The organism is Streptomyces sp. NPDC001514, from assembly GCF_053597075.1.
Genome location: NZ_JBSFHO010000014.1, coordinates 60,528 through 85,728, shown reverse-complemented (window position 1 = coordinate 85,728; position 25,201 = coordinate 60,528). Strand labels below are relative to the sequence as shown.

General features: G+C 69.4%; 25 protein-coding genes. 9 read left to right on the top strand and 16 right to left on the bottom strand.

What is annotated here, in order from left to right:
* Positions 1-85: 85 nt before the first annotated feature.
* Together ACWCXB_RS17065 and ACWCXB_RS17060 are read right to left on the bottom strand one after the other, a co-directional pair.
* Complete coding sequence (locus ACWCXB_RS17065) at positions 86-259, bottom strand: CsbD family protein (protein ID WP_450723560.1); 174 nt, start codon at positions 257-259, stop codon at positions 86-88.
* 103 nt (positions 260-362) lie between these two features.
* Positions 363-545, bottom strand: coding sequence for a hydrophobic protein (locus tag ACWCXB_RS17060; RefSeq protein WP_328403548.1), 183 nt, complete (start codon positions 543-545; stop codon positions 363-365).
* A 1,148-nt stretch (positions 546-1,693) separates the two neighbouring features.
* Here ACWCXB_RS17060 and ACWCXB_RS17055 point away from each other — a divergent pair.
* A complete protein-coding gene (locus ACWCXB_RS17055; RefSeq protein ID WP_450723558.1) occupies positions 1,694-1,963 on the top strand; it encodes a hypothetical protein in 270 nt (89 codons plus the stop codon).
* A 345-nt stretch (positions 1,964-2,308) separates the two neighbouring features.
* Here ACWCXB_RS17055 and ACWCXB_RS17050 read toward each other — a convergent pair whose 3' ends face one another.
* Entirely contained in the window at positions 2,309-2,926 is a 618-nt protein-coding gene (locus ACWCXB_RS17050; protein ID WP_450723556.1) for a TetR/AcrR family transcriptional regulator, read from the bottom strand.
* Positions 2,927-2,997: 71 nt separating this feature from the next.
* On the opposite strand from ACWCXB_RS17050, the gene ACWCXB_RS17045 reads away from it, so the two are divergent.
* Positions 2,998-3,474, top strand: a complete 477-nt coding sequence (locus ACWCXB_RS17045; RefSeq protein WP_450723554.1) for a DUF1453 domain-containing protein — start codon at positions 2,998-3,000, stop codon at positions 3,472-3,474.
* Positions 3,475-3,679: 205 nt separating this feature from the next.
* Here the strand turns inward: ACWCXB_RS17045 and ACWCXB_RS17040 are convergent, their stop codons facing one another.
* Complete coding sequence (locus ACWCXB_RS17040; protein ID WP_450723723.1) at positions 3,680-5,581, bottom strand: ABC transporter ATP-binding protein; 1,902 nt, start codon at positions 5,579-5,581, stop codon at positions 3,680-3,682.
* A 170-nt stretch (positions 5,582-5,751) separates the two neighbouring features.
* On the opposite strand from ACWCXB_RS17040, the gene ACWCXB_RS17035 reads away from it, so the two are divergent.
* Both ACWCXB_RS17035 and ACWCXB_RS17030 read left to right on the top strand, forming a co-directional pair.
* Entirely contained in the window at positions 5,752-6,318 is a 567-nt protein-coding gene (locus tag ACWCXB_RS17035; RefSeq protein WP_450723552.1) for a PadR family transcriptional regulator, read from the top strand.
* Positions 6,319-6,388: 70 nt separating this feature from the next.
* A complete protein-coding gene (locus tag ACWCXB_RS17030; RefSeq protein ID WP_450723550.1) occupies positions 6,389-8,107 on the top strand; it encodes an acyl-CoA dehydrogenase family protein in 1,719 nt (572 codons plus the stop codon).
* A 489-nt stretch (positions 8,108-8,596) separates the two neighbouring features.
* Here ACWCXB_RS17030 and ACWCXB_RS17025 read toward each other — a convergent pair whose 3' ends face one another.
* From ACWCXB_RS17025 to ACWCXB_RS16980, 10 genes are all read right to left on the bottom strand, one after another.
* Positions 8,597-9,868, bottom strand: coding sequence for an acyl-CoA dehydrogenase family protein (locus ACWCXB_RS17025; protein WP_450723548.1), 1,272 nt, complete (start codon positions 9,866-9,868; stop codon positions 8,597-8,599).
* 206 nt (positions 9,869-10,074) lie between these two features.
* Entirely contained in the window at positions 10,075-10,533 is a 459-nt protein-coding gene (locus ACWCXB_RS17020; protein WP_450723546.1) for an RrF2 family transcriptional regulator, read from the bottom strand.
* A 117-nt stretch (positions 10,534-10,650) separates the two neighbouring features.
* Positions 10,651-11,562, bottom strand: a complete 912-nt coding sequence (locus ACWCXB_RS17015; protein ID WP_450723544.1) for a TauD/TfdA dioxygenase family protein — start codon at positions 11,560-11,562, stop codon at positions 10,651-10,653.
* A gap of 14 nt (positions 11,563-11,576) precedes the next feature.
* Complete coding sequence (locus tag ACWCXB_RS17010; protein WP_450723542.1) at positions 11,577-11,801, bottom strand: FAD-dependent oxidoreductase; 225 nt, start codon at positions 11,799-11,801, stop codon at positions 11,577-11,579.
* The gene (locus ACWCXB_RS17005) at positions 11,798-13,153 is read right to left on the bottom strand and encodes an LLM class flavin-dependent oxidoreductase (RefSeq protein ID WP_450723541.1); all 1,356 of its coding nucleotides are present in this window, start codon (positions 13,151-13,153) and stop codon (positions 11,798-11,800) included. The genes ACWCXB_RS17010 and ACWCXB_RS17005 overlap by 4 nt, the downstream gene beginning before the upstream one ends.
* A 46-nt stretch (positions 13,154-13,199) precedes the next feature.
* Entirely contained in the window at positions 13,200-14,153 is a 954-nt protein-coding gene (locus ACWCXB_RS17000; protein ID WP_450723539.1) for an ABC transporter permease, read from the bottom strand.
* Entirely contained in the window at positions 14,150-15,031 is an 882-nt protein-coding gene (locus tag ACWCXB_RS16995; RefSeq protein ID WP_450723537.1) for an ABC transporter ATP-binding protein, read from the bottom strand. The genes ACWCXB_RS17000 and ACWCXB_RS16995 overlap by 4 nt, the downstream gene beginning before the upstream one ends.
* Before the next feature lie 4 nt (positions 15,032-15,035).
* Positions 15,036-16,109, bottom strand: a complete 1,074-nt coding sequence (locus ACWCXB_RS16990; RefSeq protein ID WP_450723535.1) for an ABC transporter substrate-binding protein — start codon at positions 16,107-16,109, stop codon at positions 15,036-15,038.
* Positions 16,110-16,193: 84 nt separating this feature from the next.
* A complete protein-coding gene (ssuE, locus tag ACWCXB_RS16985) occupies positions 16,194-16,751 on the bottom strand; it encodes an NADPH-dependent FMN reductase (protein ID WP_450723533.1) in 558 nt (185 codons plus the stop codon).
* A 964-nt stretch (positions 16,752-17,715) separates the two neighbouring features.
* Complete coding sequence (locus tag ACWCXB_RS16980; RefSeq protein ID WP_450723531.1) at positions 17,716-18,207, bottom strand: cupin domain-containing protein; 492 nt, start codon at positions 18,205-18,207, stop codon at positions 17,716-17,718.
* 224 nt (positions 18,208-18,431) lie between these two features.
* On the opposite strand from ACWCXB_RS16980, the gene ACWCXB_RS16975 reads away from it, so the two are divergent.
* Positions 18,432-20,252 (top strand): glycoside hydrolase family 15 protein, encoded by a 1,821-nt coding sequence (locus ACWCXB_RS16975; RefSeq protein ID WP_450723529.1) that lies wholly within the window; start codon positions 18,432-18,434, stop codon positions 20,250-20,252.
* Between the two features lie 78 nt (positions 20,253-20,330).
* Here the strand turns inward: ACWCXB_RS16975 and ACWCXB_RS16970 are convergent, their stop codons facing one another.
* Both ACWCXB_RS16970 and ACWCXB_RS16965 read right to left on the bottom strand, forming a co-directional pair.
* Positions 20,331-20,552, bottom strand: coding sequence for a hypothetical protein (locus ACWCXB_RS16970; protein WP_450723527.1), 222 nt, complete (start codon positions 20,550-20,552; stop codon positions 20,331-20,333).
* A 417-nt stretch (positions 20,553-20,969) separates the two neighbouring features.
* The gene (locus ACWCXB_RS16965; RefSeq protein ID WP_450723525.1) at positions 20,970-21,134 is read right to left on the bottom strand and encodes a hypothetical protein; all 165 of its coding nucleotides are present in this window, start codon (positions 21,132-21,134) and stop codon (positions 20,970-20,972) included.
* Between the two features lie 188 nt (positions 21,135-21,322).
* On the opposite strand from ACWCXB_RS16965, the gene ACWCXB_RS16960 reads away from it, so the two are divergent.
* Genes ACWCXB_RS16960 through ACWCXB_RS16945 form a run of 4 tightly spaced genes read left to right on the top strand, consistent with a single transcriptional unit; the run spans position 21,323 to position 25,105 of the window.
* Positions 21,323-22,660, top strand: a complete 1,338-nt coding sequence (locus tag ACWCXB_RS16960; RefSeq protein ID WP_450723721.1) for a beta-ketoacyl-[acyl-carrier-protein] synthase family protein — start codon at positions 21,323-21,325, stop codon at positions 22,658-22,660.
* The gene (locus ACWCXB_RS16955) at positions 22,657-23,880 is read left to right on the top strand and encodes a ketosynthase chain-length factor (protein WP_450723523.1); all 1,224 of its coding nucleotides are present in this window, start codon (positions 22,657-22,659) and stop codon (positions 23,878-23,880) included. The genes ACWCXB_RS16960 and ACWCXB_RS16955 overlap by 4 nt, the downstream gene beginning before the upstream one ends.
* A gap of 20 nt (positions 23,881-23,900) precedes the next feature.
* Positions 23,901-24,164, top strand: a complete 264-nt coding sequence (locus ACWCXB_RS16950) for an acyl carrier protein (RefSeq protein WP_450723521.1) — start codon at positions 23,901-23,903, stop codon at positions 24,162-24,164.
* Positions 24,161-25,105, top strand: a complete 945-nt coding sequence (locus ACWCXB_RS16945) for an aromatase/cyclase (protein WP_450723519.1) — start codon at positions 24,161-24,163, stop codon at positions 25,103-25,105. The genes ACWCXB_RS16950 and ACWCXB_RS16945 overlap by 4 nt, the downstream gene beginning before the upstream one ends.
* Positions 25,106-25,201: the final 96 nt, after the last annotated feature.

Here is a 25,201-nt window from a genome sequence, read left to right as displayed (position 1 = left end):
CCATCAACCCTCTCGGCTCGTGCTCCGCATCGGTGCCTGCCGGGTGGTGCCCACGCGACGTGGGCACCACCCGGGGCGGTCGCGGTCAGCGCCTGAACGCGTCCTTGGCCTTGCCGCCGGACTGCTTCAGGTTCCCGGCGACTCGGTCGGTCTTCCCTTGCCTCTTCAGCCGCCTGTTGCGGGCGGCTCGGCCGATGCTTTCCGTGATCCGGCCCTTGAGTTCCTGTGCCTTGTTCCTGATCTTCTGTTCAAAGCTCATGGCTGCCCTCTGTTCGTCCACTGGGTGAGGCTTGGGTGGGGCTCCCGCGCGGGATTGCCGTGCAACTCGCCATTACCGCACGTGGGATAGGGCCTGGTACGGGCTACGCGCGGCTTCGGCCGTATCGACGCCCGCCGCGACTGCGACCACCACGGCGGCCGCGCATGGCGAACCCGGCGATCCAGACGACCAGCAGCACCAACGCGACGTACCAGAGAATCTGCATGGTGAAGCCGAACCCGAACACAATCAGGATCAGCAGAAGGAGAAGAACCCAGAGCAGCATGGCTGTGCCTCCACGCGGTCACAAAGACATGTCCTGCGTTCCGCGGGGGCTGGGCGAAGCGAAGGTGAAGGCTTTGCCCGGAGATTCCGGAGCACCACAGCCCTACGCCGTCGGTATCAGTCAACTCCGGTCGGCGACCCCTGTCAACCTGCCGGAGCTGCTGGGGAGTTGTGCTACGGCGGTTGGGGCCGCTGGTGTCGACGGAGCATCGGCAGGGGCTTCCGCCGGCTCCTTGGGCGGTGGCAGGACATGGTCCTCCCACCAGGACAGGCCCATCACGGTGCCGAGCAGGACGAAGGGGACTGCAGCCGGAACGATCAGCGCGTACATGCGTACCGCCAGTTGTCGGACACGTGCGACGTGGCGGGCAGCGGAAAAGGTGCCCACATGGGGCGCATCGAGGCGGCGCCGGGATCGCATGGCGAAGGCGACTGCGGAACGGCCACGCTCGTGACGAGGCGGGCTCCGGCATCGATGCGCAAGGTGCGCCCCGAGGGAGCGCGGTGACTTCTCGACGCTGCCGGGGGCCCGGGCCGCACCACACAAGCTAGTCGTCGACGCACTCCCTGAACAGGCGTCAGGGGCATCTGGCGACGGGCAGGGCTGTCCCACGCACGGCTGTCAGCGGCGTACGGGCAGGACTACGCTGGTCGGAGAGTCCCGAACCTGCGGCAGCGACGAGCTGTTCCGCTCCGAGGAGCTCGTGGCGCACAGAGGCCGGTTTGTTCCCCGTAGTCCTGGGGGCTCTCCACTGGGCGGCGGGGAGGCTGCGCAAGATCAACCCGAACGTGCCAGGAGACGGCCGCGGCCGGCGAGGGTCGCGACGACCTGATCGACCAACGAGAGACCTCCAGCGCAGGGACGCCGAATGCGCAGGGGAACCACTCACTCCAAGGCGATCGCCCTCTCGACCGGGGCGCGGTCGTCGGAGCAGGCCGTACTGGCTCGGGCCCCGATCTGCCCCCCAGTAGGCCGCCTCCAGCTGTTCGCGTATGGACTCGTCCCCCAGCTGGTGTCAAGTAGGGGTCTACGCTCGGCAGTACGAGTCGACAGGGGGCGCTATCCGCAGCCCTTGGGCAGCGGCTACGCTGTTCGGTGAGGCCCCAGACCCCGGCAGCGATGACCTGTTCCGCTCCGGGAGGCCCGACATGTTCGTTCTGCTTCTCATCTTCGTGGTGGCTCTGATCGGCTTCGGCTTCCTCAACCCCATGTGGTGGGTGGCTGCGGGCGTGTTGATCTTTGGCCTCGCCCATTTCGGCCGCGGTGGTTCCGGGCGCCGGGGCCATGGTGGCGATCCCGATTACCGGGACTACCGGGACTACCGCGATCAACAAGACCGCTGGGACCGCCGATACAGTAGGCAACGCCGGAGCCGCTGGAATCGCCAGGACCGTCGGGACCACGATCATCGCAGGTGAACGGTGGGGTGACCCTGTATCCAGGCGCTTGGGGGTGTGCTTCGCTCCGGCGCAAAGTCGCAGGTCCTAGCTCTGATCGGATGAGTTGTCGTACCACTCGATGGTGGTGCCGATGAGGCTCGCGGCGACGATGCGCTTGAGGGAGCCGGGGGCGGGTGGAGCCGTTGCCGAGGCGGTCATGAACACCACTCCGAGCGGGAACGGGGACGATTTCGTGTCGCCACACCGTAGAAACACGCAGGTCAGTGGCACATGTGGTGGGACACCATTCGTCTGCTGTGCGCGCGGCCACCATGGGGGCGATGCCGGAGCCCCTGCGAGGGCCTCGACGAGGTTGGCCGGAGGTCAGATGTCGGCTTTGAGTGCGTCCAGGTGCCGCCGCAGTACCTGCCGGAGCAGCTTCGGCGGATAGCGGTCCGGTAGCAGCGTCGCCTGGAGAGTGAGTCCGTCGAGGAGGGCGGCCAGTCGCGTGCTTTCCAGTTCGACGTCCATGCCGGCCGGCAGCCCGCCGGCGCTCCGAGCTTCGTGCAGCACGCGCGACATCAGGGTGTGCAGGTCGGCCTGCATCTCGGCTGCGCAGGGCCGCAGTTCGGGGCGGGTGTGTGCTGCGGCGGTGAAGGCGAGCCAGAGTGCGGCCTCCTGGCGGCGGGCGTCGTCCAGGGGTAGGAACTCGGCCAGGAGCTCTTCTGTTGCGGCCCGGCGGTCGGTGCGGCCGTCGGGTGCCATGAGCCGCTCGGCGTGCGTGCGGATGCGGTCGCTGATGCGCTGGCTCAGCTCCCTCATCGTGAAGGTCATCAACTCGTCGTGGTCGGCGAAGTAGTGGCGGACCGAGCCGATGGCGAGTCCCGCTTCATCGGCGACGTTGCGCAGCGACGCATGCTCCAGCCCCTGCCGGGCGACGACGGACAGGACGGCCTGCGCCACCGCCCTGCGGCGGGCCACGGGATCGACGATCTTTGGCACGTTGCTGTTATAGCACGACTGGGCTAACATCGTTTTAGCTCAGTCGTGCCATAAAGATGGGTGGTATCTGCGTGAACCCCTGGCTACTCGCCGCGATCATCGCGGTGGTCGTGATCGCGGTCGTGATCAAACGGATGATCGGTGAACCGGTCAATGCAAGGGACCTCTTCGCGGCCCCGGCGATCCTGACCGGGATCGGCGTCCTGTCCCTCGTCAAGATGACGGATCTGACCGGCACCGACCTCACCTGGGTCATCACGGGCGCCGTCCTCGGCGCGGCACTCGGCGCACTCCGCGGCGCCACCGTTCAACTCGTCGACAAGGGAGGCGTCCTGTGGCAGCGGTACACGGGTCGCACCTTCCTCGCCGTGATCGGCACCCTGGCGGTCACGGCCGGCTTCGGTGTCCTGGCGGTGAAGATGGGCATGCATGAGCACGCACGCCCCCTCCAGCTCTCCATCGGCGTGAGCTTCCTCGGCGAGTCCCTCATGGTCGGCCGCCGCGGCATGGCTTCGGGAATCCCCTTCGCCCCGGCACGTACTCGCTGACTCATTGCCATACCCCGTGCCCGCACATGTCGGACCCGCCTGCTTGCTGCCGCGCCCGCCGCCCTGGCCTGTAGCGCCCAGGGCGGCGAGGTTCGAGGGTGCGATGGCCGTGCGCGGGGCGCGGAGTCGCGCCCCGCGCGCCTGTTCACCCTGGCCACGATGCTGGACCTGGACGAGCACGCGCCCGAGTGGTTCCGAATCTTTCCTACGCCAACGCCTCCTCGGCGGCCTCTGTCACGCCCTGCCCATGAGCCGGCCTGGTGAACTGGGTGCGGTACAGCTCCGCGTACCTTCCGTCCAGGGCGAGCAGTTCGTCGTGGGTGCCGCGTTCGGCGATGCGGCCGTCCTCGATGACGAGGATCTGGTCGGCGGCGCGGATCGTGGACAGCCGGTGGGCGATCACGACGGCGGTGCGGCCCTCCAGCGCCTCGGCGAGCGCCTCCTGCACGGCGGCCTCGGAGGTGTTGTCGAGGTGTGCGGTGGCCTCGTCGAGGATGACCACGCGCTGCCGGGCCAGCAGCAGGCGGGCGATGGTCATGCGCTGGCGCTCGCCTCCGGAGAGCCGGTATCCGCGCTCGCCGACCACGGTGTCGAGCCCGTCCGGCAGGCTGCGCACGAGGTCGTTGAGGCGGGAGCGCCGCAGGACGTCCCACAGGTCGCCCTCGGTCGCCTCGGGGCGCGCGAGGAGCAGGTTGGCGCGCACGGTGTCGTGGAAGAGGTGCCCGTCCTGGGTGACCATGCCGAGGGTGGCCCGCAGGGATTCGGCCGTCACGTCGCGTACGTCGACGCCGCCTATGCGGACGACACCCTCGTCGGCGTCGTACAGCCGTGGCAGCAGCTGTGCGATGGTCGACTTGCCGGCGCCGGACGAGCCGACGAGGGCGACGGTCTGGCCGGGGTCGGCGCGGAACGAGATGCCGTGCAGGACCTCGGCGCCGCCGCGCGTGTCGAGTGCGGCGACCTCTTCGAGGGAGGCGAGGGAGACCTTGTCGGCGGACGGGTAGCCGAAGCGGACGTCGTCGAACTCGACGGAGACGGGTCCGTTCGGCACGGGCCGGGCATCGGGCTTCTCCTCGATCAGCGGCTTGAGATCCAGGACCTCGAAGACCCGCTCGAAGGAGACGAGGGCGCTCATGATCTCGACGCGGGCGCCGGCGAGCGAGGTCAGTGGCGCGTACAGGCGGGTGAGGAGCAGGGCGAGGGAAACGACGGCGCCCGGTTCGAGGGAACCGTGCAGGGCGAACCAGCCGCCGAGGCCGTACACCAGGGCGAGGGCCAGCGCGGAGACCAGCGTGAGCGCGGTGATGAAGGCCGACTGCGCCATCGCTGTGCGGACGCCGATGTCCCGGACCCGGCGGGCCCGGGCCTCGAACTCCAGCGACTCCTCGTCGGGCCGCCCGAACAGCTTCACGAGCGTGGCGCCAGGCGCCGAGAAGCGCTCGGTCATCCGCGTCCCCATGGCGGCGTTGAGGTCGGCGGCCTCACGCTGGAGCTTCGCCATGCGGGTGCCCATGCGGCGCGCGGGCACGACGAACACCGGCAGCAGGACGAGAGCAAGCAGGGTGATCTGCCAGGACAGGGTCAGCATCACGGCGAGTGTGAGCAGCAGCGTCACGATATTGCCGACGACCCCGGAGAGGGTGTTGCTGAAGGCGCGCTGTGCGCCGATCACGTCGTTGTTCAGGCGGCTGACGAGCGCGCCGGTGCGGGTGCGGGTGAAGAACGCGACCGGCATGCGCTGGACATGGTCGAAGACGGAGGTCCGCAGGTCCAGGATCAGCCCCTCCCCGAGCGACGCCGACAACCAGCGGTTCAGCAGGCCGAGCGCAGCCTCACCGAGCGCGATCAGGGCGATCAGCAGCGCGAGCCGGACCACCACGCCCGGGTCGGACCCCTGCACGATCGCGTTGACTACGCGTCCGGCGAGGATCGGCGTCGTCACGGCGAGCAGCGCGCCCACGATGCTGAGCAGCACGAACTGGACGATGCGACGGCGGTGAGGTCGGGCGAAGGCGCCGATGCGGCGCAGGGTGGCCCGGGCGAAGGGGCGGCTGTCCCGCTGCGCGTTCATGACACTGTGCAGCTGCATCCAGGCTGTGGTCTCCATGCTCATGAGATGACCGTAGAACCTCATGTTTTGTTCAAGTCAAGAGCAAACCCTTCGAGGATCCACTCGGACGCGGCGAGCGAGCTGTTCCGGGGGTGCGCCGGGTGAGCCGTGTCTCATCCGGGCGCTGCCGCTTGTCTATGCAACGAGTTGCATAGAAGGATCGGGGTATGGCGCTCGAGCACGCGATCCTCGTCTCTCTGCTGGAGAAGCCGGGCTCCGGCTATGAGCTGGCCCGGCGGTTCGAGCGGTCCATCGGTTACTTCTGGACCGCCACCCATCAGCAGATCTACCGCGTTCTCAAGCGCATGGAGGGCGACGGCCTGCTGGACGTCCGCGAGGTGCCGCAGCAGGGCCGGCCGGACAAGAAGGAGTACTCGGTCGCCGGCCTCGGCCGCGCCGCCCTCTCCCAGTGGCTGCACGAGCCGGTCGAACCCGAGAGCCTCCGGCACGACCTCGCCGTGAAGATCCGCGGTGCGGCCTTCGACGACCCGGGCGCACTGCTCCGCGAGGTCGAGCGGCACCGCCAGGTGCACAGCGACCGGCTGGCGCACTATCTCGCGGGGGAACTGCGTGACTTCACCGGGCCCGAGGCACCCGCACCGCCCGACGCCGGTCAGGAGCTGCAGCATGTCGTGCTGCGCGGCGGCATCGCGTACGAGCGGATGACGATCGCCTGGCTCGACGACGTACTCGCCACCCTCCACCGGCTCGGCGCGGCGCAGCCGCACTCCTGAACCGCCCCGCTTCCCTCTCCCCTCGCAACCGTCAACGCCCGATCCTCAACTCCTCGGAAGGCGAACCTCCATGGCCGATCCTCTGCTGTTCAACCCGCGGACCTACGACCCGGCGCACTTCGACCCCGAGACCCGCAGGCTGCTGCGCGCCACTGTCGACTGGTTCGAGGACCGCGGCAAGCGCAGGCTGATCGAGGACTACCGCTCCCGTGCCTGGCTGGCGGACTTCCTCGCGTTCGCCGCCAAGGAAGGGCTGTTCGCCACCTTCCTCACCCCGTCCTCCGCCGCTGGACGGGAGGACCAGCGCTGGGACACTGCCCGGATCGCCGCGCTCAACGAGATCTTCGGGTTCTACGGCCTCGACTACTGGTACGCGTGGCAGGTGACCATCCTCGGTCTCGGCCCGGTCTGGCAGAGTGACAACACCGCTGCTCGCACCCGCGCGGCGGAACTCCTCGCCCAGGGCGAGGTGTTCGCCTTCGGCCTGTCCGAGAAGACCCACGGCGCCGACATCTACTCCACCGACATGCTGCTGGAGCCCGACGGTAACGGGGGCTTCCTGGCCAGCGGCTCCAAGTACTACATCGGCAACGGCAATGCAGCAGGGCTCGTCTCCGTCTTCGGCCGCCGCACCGACATCGAGGGCCCGGACGGCTACGTCTTCTTCGCCGCCGACAGCCGCCACCCGGCGTACCACCTCGTGAAGAACGTCGTCGACTCCTCGAAGTACGTCAGTGAGTTCCGCCTCGACGACTACCCGGTCGGTCCGGACGACGTCCTGCACACCGGCCGTGCCGCCTTCGACGCCGCGCTCAACACCGTCAACGTGGGCAAGTTCAACCTCTGCACCGCCTCGATCGGCATCTGCGAGCACGCGATGTACGAGGCCGTCACCCACGCGCACAACCGCATCCTCTACGGCCGCCCCGTCACCGCCTTCCCGCACGTGCGCCGCGAGCTGGCCGACGCGTACGTCCGCCTGGTCGGCATGAAGCTGTTCAGCGACCGCGCCGTCGACTACTTCCGCTCCGCCGGCCCCGACGACCGCCGCTACCTGCTGTTCAACCCGATGACGAAGATGAAGGTGACCACGGAGGGCGAGAAGGTCATCGACCTGATGTGGGACGTCATCGCCGCCAAGGGCTTCGAGAAGGACACCTACTTCGCCCAGGCCGCTGTCGAGATCCGGGGGCTGCCCAAGCTCGAGGGCACGGTCCACGTCAACCTCGCGCTGATCCTCAAGTTCATGCGCAACCACCTGCTGCACCCGGCCGAGTACGCGGCCGTGCCGACCCGCCTCGACGCGGCCGACGACGCGTTCCTCTTCCGGCAGGGACCGGCCCGCGGGCTGGGCTCCGTACGCTTCCACGACTGGCGCACCGCCTACGACGCGTATGCCGCGGTGCCCAACGTCGCCCGCTTCCGCGAGCAGGCCGACGCCCTGTGCGAGTTCGTCGCCGCCGCAGCGCCCGACGAGGAGCAGAGCCGCGACCTCGATCTTCTGCTCGCCGTCGGCCAGCTGTTCGCGCTGGTGGTGCACGGCCAACTGATCCTTGAGCAGGCCCGCCTGAAGGACGTGGACGAGGACGTGCTCGACGAGCTGTTCTCGGTCCTCGTACGCGACTTCTCCGCGCACGCCGTCGAGCTGCACGGCAAGGACTCCGCCACCGAGGAACAGCAGCGCTGGGCGCTGGGCGCGGTCCGGCGTCCCGTTGTCGACGAGGCTCGCTCGGCGCGCGTCTGGCAGCGCGTCGAGTCACTGTCCGGGGCGTACGAGATGGCGCCGTAACAACGCAGCCACTGGGCCCGTCGACACGTCGGCGATCATGTCCCCGTGGCCGGTCCCCACCCACTATGGCCCACCGTGCGGCAGCCGCACGGTGGGCCGTACTGCTGCCCGGCATACGCCACGTAGGAGACCGCTCACCAGCCTCGGTCCAGGCGGGCCGCCCGCTCCCGCAGTGACAATGCCCGCCTCTGCCCCTCGCGCGCCTCCTGATCCCTGTCATGGCGCTCGTGCAGGTGAGGTGCGCCATGGCCGAGGGGACGCCGGTACGGTTTCGTCTGCTCCTCCATACCGGGCACAACGACCGAGGCTCGACGGCGACACACCTGGCCCCGAATCCGGTTCGAAGGCGGGACGTCATTCATGTCCGTGGCAGGAAGACGCAGCTCGAATGCAGCGCCCTGGTGGCAGACAGGAAGCTCTCTCACTTCTCGTCGACAACGCTGGTCGCGCGGGGCACTGACCGCCTTGGACGGTCGGCGGGATCCGATGTCAGATGCCCAGCGTGAAGGGAGGGTGAGCTCCATTGAGATAGTGGTCGCCGATGTCGCGAAGCCTGTGGGTGGGCGAGCTCTGTGCTGTCAGGACGCGTGCGTTGCGCCAGAACCTGTCCAGCCCCGCGCCCTCGTCGAGCGAGCCGGCGTCGTCGGTGAGTTCGAGGACGCGCGTAGTGATGTGCACAGCGGACCGGCTCGTGACGGCTTCGGCGGCGGCCACGAGGACCGCGATGTCCGCACGATCGTCGACGCCGAGTCCATGCCCCGTCACGAGTCCTCCTGCCAGGGCTTCTGTCGCACGGTCGACGACCGCTGCGGCGGTGTGGGCGGCGGTCGCCAGTTCTCCGTAGGCGAGGAGGAGGTAGGGATCGTCGCTTGGTCGCTCGGCGTACTCGTCGTTGCCCGGGCCCATGGACGGCGGGGCGGGCGACGCGGTTCGGCTGATGTCACGCGCCTCGGCCAGTGCCCCTTCAGCGATGCCCAGGCCGACATGGACGAGCAGGAGCCGGAGCGCGAGAGGGGCGAGCGAAGTGAAGGGGGAGACGGCGTGCTCGTCGCGGGGAATGGCGCCGAGCACATGATCCGCGCTCACCGGTACGTTGTCGAAACCGAGGCGGCCGGCTCCCGTGAGCCGCTGACCGAGGCGTTCGTTCGCCGTGTCGGCCAGTACGCCGGAGTGAGCCGGGTTCACGAGGGCGATGAGTAACTCACCGGTCTTCGTGCATATCGCGCCGAGGATCAGCCGGTCGGCGACGGTGACGCCTGCGGCGAAGGCCCTTCGGCCGTTGAGGACGTATCCTCCGTCGGCCGGTGTGAGAGTGAGTTCGGGCCCCGTATCCGTCTCCAGAAGGTCCGTGCTGCCGCCGAGGAGCCACTGTTCCTCGGCCGCCCGGGACTCGTACCGTGCGGGCTTCTCCGGCGTGCCGAAGAAACGGGCGCTCAAGGACAACACGTAGTGGCGAGCGAGCAGTTCGGCGATGGAGCTGTCGGCCCTTGCGATCTCCCGGATCACGCTACAGGCGGTGCGCCAGCCGGTCCCTTGATGATTCGGGTGGGACGGGATCAGCAGCGCCAGTAGGCCGGATTCGCGCAGCCGCGACACCTCGTCGAACGGGGGTTTGCCCGCGCGGTCTCGGGTGAGGGCGTCGACGGCGAGGTCATCCGCGAGTTCCTGGCTGATGCGCGGCCATATCGCGTCGCCGACACATGGGTTCGCCCGGGTGGAGACCTTGCCTGCGGCGGATTTCTTCGGCACTCCGCCGCTCACCGCCCCATCACAGCGCCGGGAACGGCGGACCGTGGGCGTGGCTTCGGTATGGGGGTCAGCGTTCGCACGGCATACCTCGAAATCCCTAGTATTCCCATCGGATTACTAGGAATCTTGTCAGAGGTCATGCCCCGTCCCAAGGGGGTGTTCAAAGAGCGGACGCCCGGTTTCGGCCTCCGGGACGGCGGAACAGCCGACCCGGACCGTCAGGGGTTCGTCCAGGCGTCGGGGTCTTCGGCCAAGGCGGTCACGCCGGTGGGCAGTTCGGCCGAGGCGACGTCGGCGAGCGTCACAACGTCCAGGATCTGGCGGACGTTGGCCCGTAGTGCGATCCACAGCGGCAGCAGTGACTCGGCGGGGCCGTTGTAGGACAGATCCGGCGGGCGGACCCCGCACACCGAGACGAGGGGCCCGTCAACGACCCGTATGACGTCGGCGATGGTGATGGAGTCCGCGGGTTTGGCCAGCCGGTAGCCGCCGTTGCCGCCACGCTGGCTGAGCACGAGTCCGCCCCGGCGCATGTCGTTCAGGATGCCTTCGAGGAACTTGTGTGGAATGTCCTGAGCGTCGGCGATCGACTCTGCTTTGATCGGCCCGGCATCCCCCGAAGCTGCGAGTTGCAGTGCGGCACGCACCGCATAGTCCGCCTTGGCCGAAATCCGCATGCCCGCATTATCCCGCACCACCTCGAGCGCACCCCCAGTCCCTCAAGACCGGCCGGCCGGCCGGCGTGCGGCCGGGGCGGAAACCGGATCTCCCGGTCTCCGCCCCGGCGGTCGGACTCAGGCCGCGGCGGGTGTGTAGTGGGCGGCGTCGTCGCCTTCGACGGCGTGGCTGAGCGTGCCGTCGATGCCCACCGGGACGTCGCCTGCGACGGTCACCCGGTGCAGCAGGCGCGGCAGGTCGCCGTAGTCGTCGGGGGCGTAGTGCTGGGTGATGCGGTTGTCGAACAGGACGAGGTCGCCGGGCGTCCAGGCCACCCGCACGATGTTCTCCGGACGCGTGACGTACGACTGGAAGAGGCGCAGCAGGTCGCGGGAGTCGGACGGGCCGAGGCCGACGATGCTCTGGGCGAAGCCGCCGATGAACAGGCCTCGTTCCCCGGTCTCGGGGTGAACGCGTACCACGGGGTGCGCGGTGCGGTACTTCCGCGAGACGAACTGCCTGCGGTGCTCGGCGGCCTTCTCGCTCCTCGGTGCGGCGTAATCGTAGTCGTTGGTGTGGATCGCCCACAGCTTGTCGGCCAGCTCGCGCAGTGGCTCGGGCAGATCCCGGTAGGCAGCGGCCGAGTTGGCGATGAGCGTGTTCCCGCCGTAGGGCGGTACCACGATGCTGCGCAGCGTGGATGCCTTCGGGGGTGTACGGACGAAGGTGACGTCGGTGTGCCAGTGGTTGGCGCGAATGCCCTCATCGCCGTCGACGGGAAGGATACTGGGCTGGCCGTCGACGGAGGGGACGGTGGGGTGCGCGGTGGTGAGCTCGCCGAAGAGCGAGGCGAAGCGGAGCTGGCCGGCGTCGTCGAGCTGCTGGTCGCGGAAGACGAGCGCCTTGTGTTCCAGGAGCGCGGAGTTGATCTCCTCGACGATGGTGGGGTCGAGGTCGGTGGAGAGATCCACGCCGATGATCTCGGCGCCGATGCGTCCGCCGATCCTGCGGATGTCGAGGCTGGTGCTGCTGATGCGGCTGGTGGTCATGTGCGGGTGTCCTTTCAGGATTTCAGGAGGTGATGAGCAGGGGAGGGGCTCTGGTTGCCCGGTGCGTCGAGCGGCGGGCCGGCGGCCGGCAGGGCGCCGGGTGTGCGGCCTCGTCCGCAGTAGCCTTTGTCAGCGAGCACGACGTCGGCCCCGGCCCGGGCAGTCCTGAGCGCGGCCCAGGTGGCGGCGGGCCCGCCGCCGACGATCAGGACGTCCGTGGTCAGGTCGAGTCCCGTCATACCCGGTTCCCTTCTGCTGCGGCCGATGCGACGAGCCGGTTGGCGGGGCGTGCCAGGCCGTAGTGTTCGCGCAGGGTCCGCCCGGTGTATTCGGTACGGAACAGGCCCCGGCGCTGGAGGACGGGGACCACGTGGTCGACGAAGTCCTCGAGGCCGCCGGGGAGATGGGGCGGCATGATGTTGAAGCCGTCGGCGGCGCCGTGGGTGAACCACTCCTGGAGCTGGTCGGCTATCTGCTCCGGGGTGCCGGCGAAGACCCGGTGGCCGCGTCCGCCGCCGAGGCGGGCGATGAGTTCGCGCAGGGTGAGGCCGTCGCGGCGGGCGAGTTCGGCGACGAGTGTGAAGCGGCTCTTGTTGCCGTTGATGTCCCGCTCTTCGGGCAGCTCGGGCAGCTGCCCGTCCAGGGGCAGCCCGGTCAGGTCGGTGCCGAGCATCCCGGACAGCTGGGCGAGCCCGTACTCGGGGACCTGCAGCTCGGTCAGCTCCTCCTCCAGCGCGCGGGCCTCGGCCTCGGTCGAGCCGATGACGGGGCAGATGCCGGGCAGGATCTTCAGGCTGTCCTCGGACCGCCCGTACCGGGCCAGCCGGGACTTGAGGTCCTTGTAGAAGGCCTGGCCGTCGGCGAGGGTCTGCTGGGCGGTGAAGACGGCCTCGGCGTACTCGGCGGCGAACTCCTTGCCGTCCTCCGACGAACCGGCCTGCACGAGCAGCGGATGGCCCTGCGGGGTGCGCGGTACGTTCAGCGGGCCCTGCACTCCGAAGTACTCCCCCCGGTGGTTGATCTCCCGAACCTTGTCCGTGTCGGCGTAGACGCCGCGCTCGCGGTCGAGCAGGATCGCGTCGTCCTCCCAGCTGTCCCACAGCTTGGTGGCGACCTCGACGAACTCCCGCGCCCGCTCGTAGCGCAGCCGGTGCTCCAGGTGCTCGTCCTGGCCGAAGTTGCGGGCCTCGTTCACGGTGCCGGAGGTGACGATGTTCCAGCCGGCCCGGCCACCGCTGATGTGGTCCAGGGAGGCGAACTTGCGGGCGATGTGGAAGGGTTCGTTGAAGGTGGTGGAGACGGTGGCGATCAGCCCGACGTGCTCGGTGACCGCAGCCAGGGCGGACAGCAGGGTGAGCGGTTCGAAGCCGCCGAGAGCGTTGTGCCGGACCTTGCCCCACAGGGCCAGGCCGTCCGCGAGGAAGACCGAGTCGAGCAGGCCGCGCTCGGCGGTCTGCGCGAGCTGCTGGAAGTAGCGCGGATCGGTGACCCGTTCGGGCTGGGTGCTGGGGTGCCGCCATGCGGCGTCGTGATGGCCGGCGTTCATCAGGAACGCGTTGAGATGCAGCCGACGGGGGGTGGTTGCGGGCATGAAGGCTCCTCGGAGCAGTGGTGAGTGGGTCGTGTGGGGCGCCGGGTCAGCCGGACGTCGGGACACGCCAGGAACTGAGCCGCTGTTCCACGGCCACCAGGAACTGGTTGAACGTCACGCCGATGGCGGAGATCGTGATGATGCCCGCGTACATCTGCGGGATGGCGAAGTTGTACTGCGAGGCGTTGATCAGGTAGCCGAGCCCCGCCTTGGCGCCGATCATCTCGGCAGCGACCAGCACGAGGATCGACACCGCTCCGGCCAGCCGGATGCCGGTGAACATCACCGGCACCGAGGCCGGCAGGATGACCTTCTGGAACAGGCGCGGGGCCGACAGATCCATAGACTTGGCCAGGCGGAGCAGGGTCGGGTCGACATTGCGTACGGCACTGATGGTGTTGAGCAGGATCGGCCAGGTGCAGGCGTACACCACGATGGAGATCTTCGAGGTCTCGCCGATACCCAGCAGCAGTACGAAGACCGGCAGCAGGGCCAGCGCCGCGGTGTTGCGGAACACCTCGAGCAACGGACCGAGGAGGTCCGCGACCGGCCGGTACCAGCCGATCAGCAGACCGAGTGGGACGGCGACGGCCACGGCCAGACCGAATCCACTGAACGACCGCGTCAGGCTGGCAACCGTGTTGTCTGCGAGCCGGCCGTTGACGGCCAGCTCCCACCAGGCGCCGGCGACCTCGCTGAACGGCGGCAGGAACGTCCGGTCGACCAGACCGAGCCGCGGCGTGGTCTCCCACAGGAGCAGCAGTGCGGCGACCGCCACGGACTTGGTGGCCCCCTTCAGCAGCAAGTACGGCAGTCGGCGGGCCGCCCGGCCGAAGAGGGCCGTTGAGGCAGGTGCGTGGCGTACGACGGCCGGCAGCAGTGCGGGGGGTGGCGCGGACACGGAGAGGGAAGTGGCCGGGGTGGCGTCGGCGACGCTCTCCGGACCCGGCGTCCGGGTCTTCTCGGCGTTCGCGGTGCTTGTGCCGCTTGCGGGGCTCATACGGAGACCTCCTCCTTCTCCAACTGCTGGGCCCTGGTCACCTCGTCGTGCAGCAGCGACCAGATCTCGTGCCGGTAGCGTGCGAACTCGGGACTGGAGCGGAGATCGTCCGTCTCGGAGCGGGAGTCGAAGGCGATCGGCACGACCTGCTTGATCCGGCCGGGCCGGGAGGTCATGACGGCGACCCGCTGGCCCAGATACACGGCTTCCTCGATCCCGTGCGTGATGAAGACGACCGTCTTGCCGGTGCGCTCCCAGATCCGCAGCAGCTCGTCCTGCAGCGACTCCCTGGTCTGGGCGTCCAGTGCGGCGAACGGCTCATCCATCAGGAGCACATCGGGGTCGTAGGCGAGGCTGCGGGCGATCGCGACCCGCTGCCGCATCCCGCCCGACAGCTCGTGCGGATGGCGGTCCTCGAACCCGGACAGACCGACCAGGTCCAGGAACTCCCTGGCCCGTGCGGCGCGCCCGCGCCGCGGCACCCCGATGGCCTCCAGGCCGAACTCGACATTGCCCTGCGCCGTGCGCCAGGGCAGCAACGCGTACTGCTGGAACACGATGCCGCGGTCCAGACCCGGGGCGGTGACGGGCTCGCCGTCCAGAAGGATCCGCCCGCCGGTGGGACGGGCGAGACCGCCGAGCAGATCCAGCAGTGTCGACTTTCCGCAGCCGCTGGGACCGACCAGGACGACGAACTCGCCCGCCGCTATCTCCAGGTCGATGCCGTCGAGGGCGGTGAACGCGGTTGACTGCCGCGCCCCCGCTCGGTCCTGCCTCGCCCGGTCCTTCCTCGCCGGGCCCTTCCTCGACCGGCTCCTGACGGTGAAGTCCTTCCGTACGCGCTCGAACACGATCTTCGACGTGGTGGATTCCGGCATGGGATCAACTCCCGCTCGTCGACGCGGATGAGGATGGCGAAGCGGACGGCGCGCTGCCCCCGCTGTTGGCGTTGAACTCATTGGTGTACAGCTCGGACAGCGTGACCTGGCCCTTCTCGATGTCGCCGCGCTCGGTCAGCCAGTCGATCCAGAGCTGGAGTTCCTTGCCGGTGATCCGGCCCGCCGTCTCGGCGACGCCGTAGGACCGCCAGTACTTCAGGGGTGCGGTGTCCTCGTTGCGTCCGCGCTTCTTCACGATGTCCGTCATCCGGGCGATGACCTCTTCGTGTGGGGTGGAGCGGGACCACTCGATGGCCCGCCCCACGGCGGTGACGAAGATCCGGGCCGTGTCGGGGTTCTGTTTCAGGAAGCGGTCCGTCATCACATACGTGCCGGCGCTGAACGCGCCGAGCAGTCCGTAGTCCGTGAACAGCGGGCGGATTCCTCCGGCCGCCAGCGCCTTGTCGCGCAGAATGCCGCCGAGCACGGCCACCTCGATCTGCTTCTGGCGCAGCGACTGCTCGGTGTTGACCGGCGGCACCACCAGTGGCTCGACCTTGCCGATCTCCGCCCGGGAGAGGCCGCCCCGCTGCAGATAGATGTCGAGCATCGCCTCGGCGTGGGCTCCGAGGGTGTTCATCCCGACCTTCGTGCCGATCAGATCGCGGGCCGAGCGGATCGGGCTGTCCTTGAGGACGTAGTAGCCGCTGTAGGCGTCCTTGTCGGAGCCGTAGTAGCTGATGACGGCCTTGACGGGAGTCTTGTTCGCAGCCAGTTTGACGACCGCCCCGTTGAAAGCGCCGCCGAAGTCGGTCTGACCCGTGGCCGCGGACTGGATGTCCTGCGGCCCGCTGATCGTGTTGCCGACCCACTCCAGCTTCACGTCCTCCAGATAGCCGAGATCCTCGGCCAGCTCCGGCAACGTGACCTGACCGGCCCAGCCCTGGTAGCGGAGCGTCTTGGTCCGGCCCTTGCCGGAAGATCCTGCGGTTGCGGTCGTGCCGCAACTCACGGCGACCGCCGATAGACCGAGCAGGGTGAGGAACTGTCGTCGGGACGATGCGGTCGACGTCGTCATGGGAGAGTCCTGTTCAAGGTTGGTGGGAGCGGCTGGAGTGCGAGGTGCTGAGAGCTGTTGGGGAGGGCGAGGGGGACTGACGGGCTACGAGGCGGCGGTGGCCAGCGGCGCCCCGGTCGTGAGTGCTCGGGTGAACCCGTCCACGGCCTGGAACAGACGCAGTTCCGTCTCCGGCTCGAGCCGGACCGAGCCGCCGTCCAGACGCTCGACCGCCTTGTCGAGCAGGAAGCAGCCCGCGACGACATGCCGGGCGCCGAGTGCGGAGAGCACCGGACGAAGGGCGTAGTCGATGGTGAGTACGTGCGCGAGGCTGCCCCCTGTGGCCAGCGGCAGCACCGTCTTCCCGGCCAGCCCCGACTGCGGCAGCAGATCGAGGAACGCCTTCAACAGGCCCGTGTACGAAGCCTTGTAGACCGGGGTCGCGACGATGAGCCCCTCAGCGGCCGCCACCTCGTCCACCGCCCGGCGCAGCGCGGGGCCGGCCCCCCTGCCGCTCAGGAGGTCCGCCGCGGGCAGATCACGTATGGCGAGATGGCTTGTCTCATGGCCGGTCAGCGACAGTCGTCGCACGACCTGGTCCACGACAAGGGCGGTTCCGGAGTCGGCCGACGGGCTTCCTGAAATGGCGAGAAGTGACGTCAAGATGGGCTCCTTGGCATGATGGGCACCGCGAATTGAATGGTGGGCCACGGGATTCGCAAAAGGGCACGACAAATACCGGATGGTGGGAAAGGCGTTCCGTCAGGAATTGCCTGTAGGAATCCGTCGTTCACAGAAGTGGACGAGAGTCGGACGGTTCCTCCGAACGGCCGTCCGACGTCACGGAAGACTGCACACGCCGTCGCCGGCATGAGTAGTGGCTCGGCGCGGCATGAACTGTGGAAAGAGTCAGGAGATGGCGCCCGTCGGCAGGTCTAGCGCCCGGCGGCACAGATGGCGCTGGCTTGACGTCGCAGATCGACGTGCAGCCGCGCGGCGAGGTTCTCGGACTGGCTCACATCCCAGAGGCTGGCAGCGAAAACCGGCCACGTCAACGACTCTTTCGGATGCATCTCACATTCTGAATGACACGTCACACGAGTGAAGCACGGTGTTCATGACCGCGCCGAAGTGAATCCTCGCGGACAACGAAGAAGCCCCAGGTCGCCGTCCTGGGGCTTTCGTTCGGAGTGGGTGACGGGAATCAAACTCGCACTCTGGGCTCGGGAATCATCGCGGGCGCCCGGCCCAGCAGCCGACAGCCGCTGGGCCGGCTCGTCGAGTGCTGCTGATTGAGTCCACGAGGTGGTGTTCGCGTTCCGTCCGCCGGCGCGCCGGTGTGTGCACCGGGGACACCTGCCGGCGCCGACCGTTGCGAGGGTCGGGCTCGGTGTCGGTGAGTGTTGCCGCGTCTGCGGCGATGCGCGGGAGCCGACGGCCGACGGCGCCGATGCACCGCTCGCGGTCGACTGCGAGTTCCGTCCTTGTCCCAGCTGCCGGCCCAGGCACTGGTGGATGCCGTGGCCGAAGCCGAGATGCCCGGTGGCCTTGCGGCGCAGGTCGAGGGTGTCGGGGTCGGGGAACTTCTCCGGGGACCGCCGGGACCGTGCCCGGGTTGTGGCAGCGGTCAGGGCCTGTCCGAGGGGACCTGGTGGGAGCGGGTCCGGTGACGGCTGCGGAATTCGGCCAGCAGCTCGTCGGTTGTCTCGGCCCCTGCACTCACGGCGGCGTGGACCTCGCGGAAGTAGTTTTCGTAGCCGGCGGGGGTGTAGAGGCACAGGGCGCGTGCGGGGACCGGGCCCGCGTTGCGGAAGCCGTGCGGGGTGCCGCGCGTGGCGGCGAGCAGATGTCCGGGGCCGGCCGTGACCTCGCCGTCTCCGGTGTGGAGCGTCAACTCGCCCTCAAGAACGTAGAAGTACTCGTCGTGTCCGTCGTGCACGTGTGGCCTGGCGCCAATGGTGCCGGGGGCGAGGCTGAACTCCTCGAAGGCGAAGTGCCCGCCCGTGTGCTCGCTGGTGAGCCGGAAGAAGTGCGCGACACCGGCGACGTCTATGAGTTCACCGTCCTGGGGGCGGCGCAGCAGCGGACGGGCGGGAGTGTGCGCCTGATGATCGGTCATGGGGCGATTGTGGCGTACATCGGGCGGTCGAAGCCTGCGGTCCGGCCGGCCGATGGACGTCGGCCCCCTTCGCTCGCCAGGTGGAGCGGCCCAGGGCCGCATCCCCGCGGCGTTGCACAGGCCGGCCACGGCGACCCGGAATGCGCGGTGCCCGGGTTCGGGCTCCCGGCGGCTCCGACCGGGCTCCTGCTTAGGGAAGCGGCACTGCGGGAACACGCCAGAGCGTGAACCAGCGCATCGAGGACTACGCCGTTATCGGCGATCTGCAGGCTGCGGGCCTGGTCGGCAGGGACGGTTCCATTGACTGGCTCTGTCTGCCGCGCTTCGATTCGGGCGCCTGCTTCGCCGCGCTGCTCGGCGACGAGAACAACGGCCACTGGCGGCTCGCTCCGAAGGGCGCCGGTAACTGCACCGCCCGCGGCTATGTGCCCGGCACGCTCGTCCTCGAGTCCGTCTGGGAGACCAGAACCGGCACGGTCAAGGTCATCGACTTCATGCCGCAGCGCGACGTCGCGCCCGATGTCGTACGGATCGTGGAGGGTGTCAGCGGTCGTGTCGAGATGCTCGCGACACTGCGGCTGCGTTTCGACTACGGGTCGATCGTGCCGTGGGTGCGCAGGGCCGACGGGCACCGGGTGGCGGTCGCCGGGCCCGATTCCGTATGGCTGCGCGTCGAGCATGCGGAGTCCGTGGCGGTCAAGACCTGGGGTCAGGAGTTGAGCACTCGCTCGTCGTTCACGGTGGGTGAGGGCGACAGGGTGGCGTTCGTCCTCACCTGGCACCCGTCGCACCAGCCGCGGCCGAAGCTCATCGAGCCCTTCCGGGCGCTGGAGCAGAGCGTGGAGGACTGGCGGGCGTGGTCCGGTAAGTGCCGGTACGAGGGGCCGTACCGCGAGGCCGTGCTGCGGTCGCTGATCACCCTCAAGGCACTGACGTACGCCCCCACGGGCGGAATCGTCGCCGCACCCACCACCTCCCTGCCGGAGGACCTCGGCGGCGTACGGAACTGGGACTACCGCTTCTGCTGGCTGCGGGACTCCACGCTCACGCTGGACGCGCTGCTTGCCACGGGCTACGTCGAGGAGGCGGCGGCGTGGCGGGACTGGCTGCTGCGGGCGGTGGCCGGCGACCCGGCGGACCTACAGATCATGTACGGGGTGGCCGGGGAACGGCGGCTGCCCGAGATTGAGCTGCCCTGGCTGCGCGGTTACGAGGGCTCGGCTCCGGTGCGGGTCGGCAACAACGCCGTCAGCCAGCTTCAGCTCGATGTGTACGGCGAGGTCATGGACTCGCTGCAGCTGGCCCGCGAGTCGGGGCTGGAGCCCCAGCCGCACTCATGGAACATCCAGCTCAGCCTGCTGAGTTTCCTCGAGTCCAGGTGGCGCGAGCCGGACGAGAGCCTGTGGGAGGTGCGGGGGCGGCGACGGCATTTCGTCTACTCCAAGGTGATGGCGTGGGTCGCGGCCGACCGTGCCGTACGGGCCCTGGAGGCCGACCGCTCGCTGCGCGGCGACGCGGGGCGGTGGCGGGCGCTGCGGGACGAGGTGCACCGGGAGGTGTGCGAGAAAGGTTTCGACCCGGTGCGGAACACCTTCACGCAGTCGTACGGCTCCGAGGAGCTGGACGCGGCGACGCTGCTCATCCCCCGTGTCGGGTTTCTGCCGCCGGATGATCCGCGGGTGATCGGGACGGTCGACGCGGTACGGGCCGAGTTGAGCGACGGCGGGCTGATCCGCCGCTACAGCCAAGGCAACGGCAGCACGGTGGACGGGCTGCCGGGCCGTGAAGGAACGTTCCTGGTCTGCTCGTTCTGGATGGTCGACGCGCTGCGGATGACGGGGCGGGTGAACGAGGCCAGAGAGCTCTTCGAACGGCTGCTCTCGCTGCGGAACGACCTCGGCCTGCTGGCGGAGGAGTACAACCCGGCGACCGGAAGGCATTTGGGCAACTTCCCGCAGGCGTTCAGCCACATCGGATTGGTCGGGTCCGCCCTCGGGCTGGCCGCGCACGACGCGGCAGGACAGGGCCAAGGGTCCTGGGAATAGCGGCACACGCCCGATCCGGCAGATGCCGAGTCGTCGCCTGCCGCTTCCGCGCCGAGCGAGGGCCGGGATGTTCGACCTTCATGGCGGCGAATCGGCCCATGCCTCCGGGCCGCCGCCCCGCCATTCGATCAGCTCCGGATCGTCGACTGCGGTGTCGGCTTCCGGCAGATTCGCGCGGCGCAAGAACTCCAGCACGTCAAACAGGTCGTACGCGGTGCCGACCGTCTTGCCATGGATCGTCACCCTCCTGCCGCCGCTCGGCGCCAGCGGATGAACGATCACAGGAGGGTTCCTTGTCATGATCCCAGCGTCCGTCCGGATCGGTCAGGATGCATCCCGGACCGGCACGGCCGGACCCGGAGCTGCGCAAGCAAGCACCCCGAGCGTGGTGTCCGCCGACAGAACGCGCACGGGGATCACCCCTCGCACTGCTCAGCGCGCGGTCCAGGCCCGCGACAGCACCTGCGAGGGCAGGCCTGCGCACCTTCAGCCGCCTGGACAGCGCACCGCAGGCCAGAGCGCCGAGGCCGATCCCGGAGAGCACCGGACCCCAGGACTTCGCGCCGCCGTCGTCGTGGTGAGCGTGGGGCCGGAACGGCCTGGGAGCCGAAGCGAACCAGCTCCGCACCGATCATCACCCTGCGCCGGGGAACCGGTCGGCGATCACGCCGCCGAGGATGAGGAAGGCCGCGAGCGAGACGCCCTCTGCCGCCGGCACTACAGTTCGGACTCGCCCCACAGGCTGACGACCATGTCGTCGCCGACGGACACTTTGCCGGGCCGCAGTACGGAGAACTTCGCGCCGAACGCGACTCCGCACGGGGCCGCCCGGCGGTAGTCGGCGAGTGTGCGGAGCGGTTCCGGGCCCCCGGACCTGGCCACCCTGGACCACTGGGCCCGCAAGCACTGGACCGCACCGGCAGAGCCACCGCGCTTGGCCTGAGATCTGCCTCATCACGGCCGTGCAGTGTGCGCGAGTCCTTGTCGGCTCGGCCGCACGCCCGCCGCTCGTCCCGTACCCGGCCTTGCTTCGAGCCCGGCTCGAGGGGGGTGCCGGAGCCTGCTGAGGCATCCCGGGCATCCGGGTCTGGCAGGCGAAAGGAACGAGCAGCGATGTTGAGCACCACAGGACGCCGACGGTGACCCGCCGCGTCGTCATCACCGGAATCGGCGTACGGGCGCCCGGAGGCGCCGGGGTGAAGGAGTTCTGGGGGCTGCTGTCGGAAGGCCGTACAGCCACCCGCGCCATCTCCTTCTTCGACGCCTCGCCCTTCCGCTCCAGGATCGCAGGCGAGATCGACTTCGACGCCGAGGCCGAAGGGCTGAGCCCCCGCGAGATCCGCCGCATGGACCGCGCCAGCCAGTTCGCCGTCGTCTGCGCGCGTGACGCGGTCGCCGACAGCGGACTGCGCGTCGACGCGCTCGACCCGCACCGCGTCGGCGTCAGCCTCGGCAGCGCGGTGGCCTCCGCGACCAGCCTGGAGAACGAGTACCTGGTCATGTCGGACGCCGGCAAGGAGGCGGTGGTCGACCCCGGCTACCTCTCGCCGCACATGTTCGACTACCTCAGTCCCGGCGTCATGCCGGCGGAGGTCGCCTGGACGGTCGGCGCCGAAGGCCCGGTCACCATGGTCTCCGACGGCTGCACCTCCGGGCTCGACGCCGTCGGCTACGGCGTCCAGCTGATCCGTGAGGGTACGGTCGACACCGTCGTGGCCGGGGCCTCCGACACCCCCATCTCGCCGATCGTCGTCGCCTGTTTCGACGCCATCAAGGCGACAACCCCGCGCAACGACGACCCCGCCCACGCCTCCCGCCCCTTCGACGGCTCGCGCAACGGCTTCGTCCTCGCCGAGGGCGCCGCCATGTTCGTCCTGGAGGAGTACGAGGCGGCCAGGAAGCGCGGCGCGCACATCTACGCGGAGATCGGCGGCTACGCGACCCGCTGCAACGCCCACCACATGACCGGCCTGAAGAAGGACGGCCGCGAGATGGCCGAGGCCATCCGCGTGGCCCTGGACGAATCACGGCTCGACGGCACCGCCGTCGACTACGTCAACGCCCATGGATCGGGGACCAAACAGAACGACCGGCACGAGACCGCCGCGTTCAAGCGGAGCCTCGGACAGCACGCGTACGAAGTGCCCGTCTCCTCCATCAAGTCGATGGTCGGGCACTCGCTCGGCGCGATCGGCTCCATCGAGATCGCTGCCTCCGCGCTGGCCATCGAGCACAACGTCGTACCGCCCACCGCCAACCTCCATACGCCCGACCCCGAGTGCGATCTGGACTATGTGCCGCTGACCGCGCGCGAGCAGCGGGTCGACACCGTGCTGTCGGTGGGCAGCGGCTTCGGTGGTTTCCAGTCCGCGATGGTCCTGCACCGGCCGGAGGTGACCGGGCGATGAGTACCCGAACCGTGATCACAGGGCTGGCCGTCGCCGCGCCCGGCGGCCTCGGCACCGAGGAGTTCTGGAAGTCCGCCCTGACCGGCCGCAGCGGGATCACGGAGCTGACCCGGTTCGACACGTCCGGCTTCCCGTCCCGGCTCGCGGGCCAGATCCTCGACTTCGAGGCGAAGGAGCATCTGCCGAGCCGGCTGCTGCCGCAGACGGACGTCTCCACGCGGTACGCGCTGGCGGCGGCCGACTGGGCGCTGGCCGACGCGGGCGTGGCCCCCGGCGCGCTGCCCGACTACGAGATGGGGGTCGTGACCGCCAACGCGCTCGGCGGCTTCGACTTCACCCACCAGGAGTTCCGCAAACTCTGGGCGCAGGGACCGGAGTTCGTCTCGGTGTACGAGTCGTTCGCCTGGTTCTACGCCGTCAACACCGGCCAGATCTCCATCCGTAACGCCATGCGCGGTCCGAGCGCGGCCCTGGTCGCCGAGCAGGCGGGCGGCCTGGACGCGATCGGCCACGCCCGCCGTACCGTCGCAGCCGGCACCAGGCTGGTCCTCAGCGGCGGTGTGGACTCGGCGTTCGACCCGTGGGGCTGGGCCTCGCAGCTCGCCGGCGGACTCGTCTCGACGGCCGACGACCCGGCGCGTGCGTATCTGCCCTTCGACGCGCAGGCATCGGGCTATGTGCCGGGCGAGGGCGGGGCGATCCTGATCGTGGAGGACGCAGGCTCCGCCCGTGAGCGGGGTGCCCGCACGGTGTACGGAGAGATCGCCGGGTACGCCGCGACGTTCGACCCTCGTCCCGGCTCGGGCCGGCCGCCCGGCTTGCGCCGTGCCGCCGAACTGGCGCTCGCCGAGGCCGGGACGGCCCCGCGCGAGGTGGACGTGGTCTTCGCCGACGCGGCAGGGGTCCCCGGCCTCGATCGCGCCGAGGCCGAGGCCATCACCGGCATCTTCGGCCCCGGCGGCGTACCCGTCACCGCCCCGAAGGCGCTCACCGGCCGTATGTACGCGGGCGGCGGCCCCGTCGACGTGGCCGCCGCGCTGCTGGCGATGCGCGACCGGGTCGTACCGGGCACGCGGGGCACGAGCGAGGTTCCGGAGGAGTACGGCATCGATCTCGTCCTCGGCGAGCCACGCGAACTGCCCGTCGAAACAGCACTCGTGCTGGCACGCGGCCGCTGGGGCTTCAATTCGGCCCTCGTCGTGACCGCACCCCGCAACTGACCCATGAGGAGACAACTGCCATGACCCAGCTGACCATTGACGACCTCCGGCGCATCCTCGTCGCCTGCGCGGGCGAGGACGACGGCATCGACCTGAGCGGGGACATCCTCGACGTCACCTTCGAGGACCTCGGCTACGACTCGCTCGCCCTGATGGAGAGCACCGCCCGCATCAAGCAGGAGTACGGCATCGACCTGTCCGACGACGACGTCGCCGACGTCGGGACGCCGCGCGCCCTGCTCGACATCATCAACGGCTCGGTGACCGCCGGGGCCCGGCCGTGACCGCGGTCCATCGCACCGAGCACTCCCTCGTCGTCGAGGCGCCGCCCCGCACCCTGTACGGGCTGGTCGCCGACACCTCCGGCTGGCCGGCGATCTTCGGCCCCAGCGTGCACGTCCACCATCTGGAACGCGGCGAGCGCGACGAGCGCTTCGAGATCTGGGCGCAGGTCAACGGGCAGGTGGCGAGCTGGGTTTCGCGCCGCGTCCTGGACCCGGAGCGGCTGTACATAGCCTTCCGGCAGGAGCGCAGTGCGCCGCCGTTCGCCTGGATGGGCGGGGGCTGGCTCTTCCGGGAGCTGCCCGGCGGCCGTACCGAGGTGGTGCTGCGACACCGGTTCACGGCCGTGGACGACGACCCGGCGACGCTGGAGCGGATCCACCGGGCGCTGGACCGCAACAGTCCCGAGGAACTGGCGGCACTCGCCCGTATCGCCGAGGCCACGGATGACGTCGGCGAGTTGGTGTTCTCCTTCACCGACACGCTCCAGCTGGCGGGTACGGCCGCGGCGGCGTACGACTTCGTCAACCGGGCCGGGCTGTGGGCCGAGCGGCTGCCGCACGTCTCGCGAGCCGTCCTGACCGAGACGGTCCCCGGTGTGCAGACGCTGGAGATGGACACGGTCACCGCCGACGGCAGCGCGCATCGCACCCGCTCGGTGCGGGTGTGCCGGGAGCCGTCGTGGATCGCGTACAAGCAGCTGGAGACGCCGCGGTTGCTGACCGGGCACAGCGGGCTGTGGACGTTCCACGACGGCCCGGACGGTCCGGTCGCCGAGTCCCGGCACACCGTGGCCATCGACCCGGCGGCCGTTCCCGAGGTGCTGGGCGAGGGCGCGACACTCGCCGACGCGCGGAGGTATCTGCGTGAGACGCTCGGCCGCAACAGCCTCGCGACGATGACGCACGCGGCCGCGTATGCGGAGGAGAGCGCGTTGCGCTGACGGCCGTCCACAGGCACGTGCCCGGCCCTTCCGGAAGGGCCGGGCACGTGCCCAGTCTCCATTATCAATTTTACTAATTTCTTTATGGAAATTATC

Excerpts from the sequence above, each read along its gene's own strand:
- ACWCXB_RS17065 (WP_450723560.1), bottom strand. The coding sequence starts at position 259 with ATGAGCTTTGAACAGAAGATCAGGAACAAGGCACAGGAACTCAAGGGC.
- ACWCXB_RS17060 (WP_328403548.1), bottom strand. The coding sequence starts at position 545 with ATGCTGCTCTGGGTTCTTCTCCTTCTGCTGATCCTGATTGTGTTCGGG.
- ACWCXB_RS17055 (WP_450723558.1), top strand. The coding sequence starts at position 1,694 with ATGTTCGTTCTGCTTCTCATCTTCGTGGTGGCTCTGATCGGCTTCGGC.
- ACWCXB_RS17040 (WP_450723723.1), bottom strand. The coding sequence starts at position 5,581 with ATGGAGACCACAGCCTGGATGCAGCTGCACAGTGTCATGAACGCGCAG.
- ACWCXB_RS17035 (WP_450723552.1), top strand. The coding sequence starts at position 5,752 with ATGGCGCTCGAGCACGCGATCCTCGTCTCTCTGCTGGAGAAGCCGGGC.
- ACWCXB_RS17030 (WP_450723550.1), top strand. The coding sequence starts at position 6,389 with ATGGCCGATCCTCTGCTGTTCAACCCGCGGACCTACGACCCGGCGCAC.
- ACWCXB_RS17020 (WP_450723546.1), bottom strand. The coding sequence starts at position 10,533 with ATGCGGATTTCGGCCAAGGCGGACTATGCGGTGCGTGCCGCACTGCAA.
- ACWCXB_RS17015 (WP_450723544.1), bottom strand. The coding sequence starts at position 11,562 with ATGACCACCAGCCGCATCAGCAGCACCAGCCTCGACATCCGCAGGATC.
- ACWCXB_RS17010 (WP_450723542.1), bottom strand. The coding sequence starts at position 11,801 with ATGACGGGACTCGACCTGACCACGGACGTCCTGATCGTCGGCGGCGGG.
- ACWCXB_RS17005 (WP_450723541.1), bottom strand. The coding sequence starts at position 13,153 with ATGCCCGCAACCACCCCCCGTCGGCTGCATCTCAACGCGTTCCTGATG.
- ACWCXB_RS17000 (WP_450723539.1), bottom strand. The coding sequence starts at position 14,153 with ATGAGCCCCGCAAGCGGCACAAGCACCGCGAACGCCGAGAAGACCCGG.
- ACWCXB_RS16995 (WP_450723537.1), bottom strand. The coding sequence starts at position 15,031 with ATGCCGGAATCCACCACGTCGAAGATCGTGTTCGAGCGCGTACGGAAG.
- ACWCXB_RS16990 (WP_450723535.1), bottom strand. The coding sequence starts at position 16,109 with ATGACGACGTCGACCGCATCGTCCCGACGACAGTTCCTCACCCTGCTC.
- ACWCXB_RS16980 (WP_450723531.1), bottom strand. The coding sequence starts at position 18,207 with ATGACCGATCATCAGGCGCACACTCCCGCCCGTCCGCTGCTGCGCCGC.
- ACWCXB_RS16970 (WP_450723527.1), bottom strand. The coding sequence starts at position 20,552 with ATGACAAGGAACCCTCCTGTGATCGTTCATCCGCTGGCGCCGAGCGGC.
- ACWCXB_RS16955 (WP_450723523.1), top strand. The coding sequence starts at position 22,657 with ATGAGTACCCGAACCGTGATCACAGGGCTGGCCGTCGCCGCGCCCGGC.
- ACWCXB_RS16950 (WP_450723521.1), top strand. The coding sequence starts at position 23,901 with ATGACCCAGCTGACCATTGACGACCTCCGGCGCATCCTCGTCGCCTGC.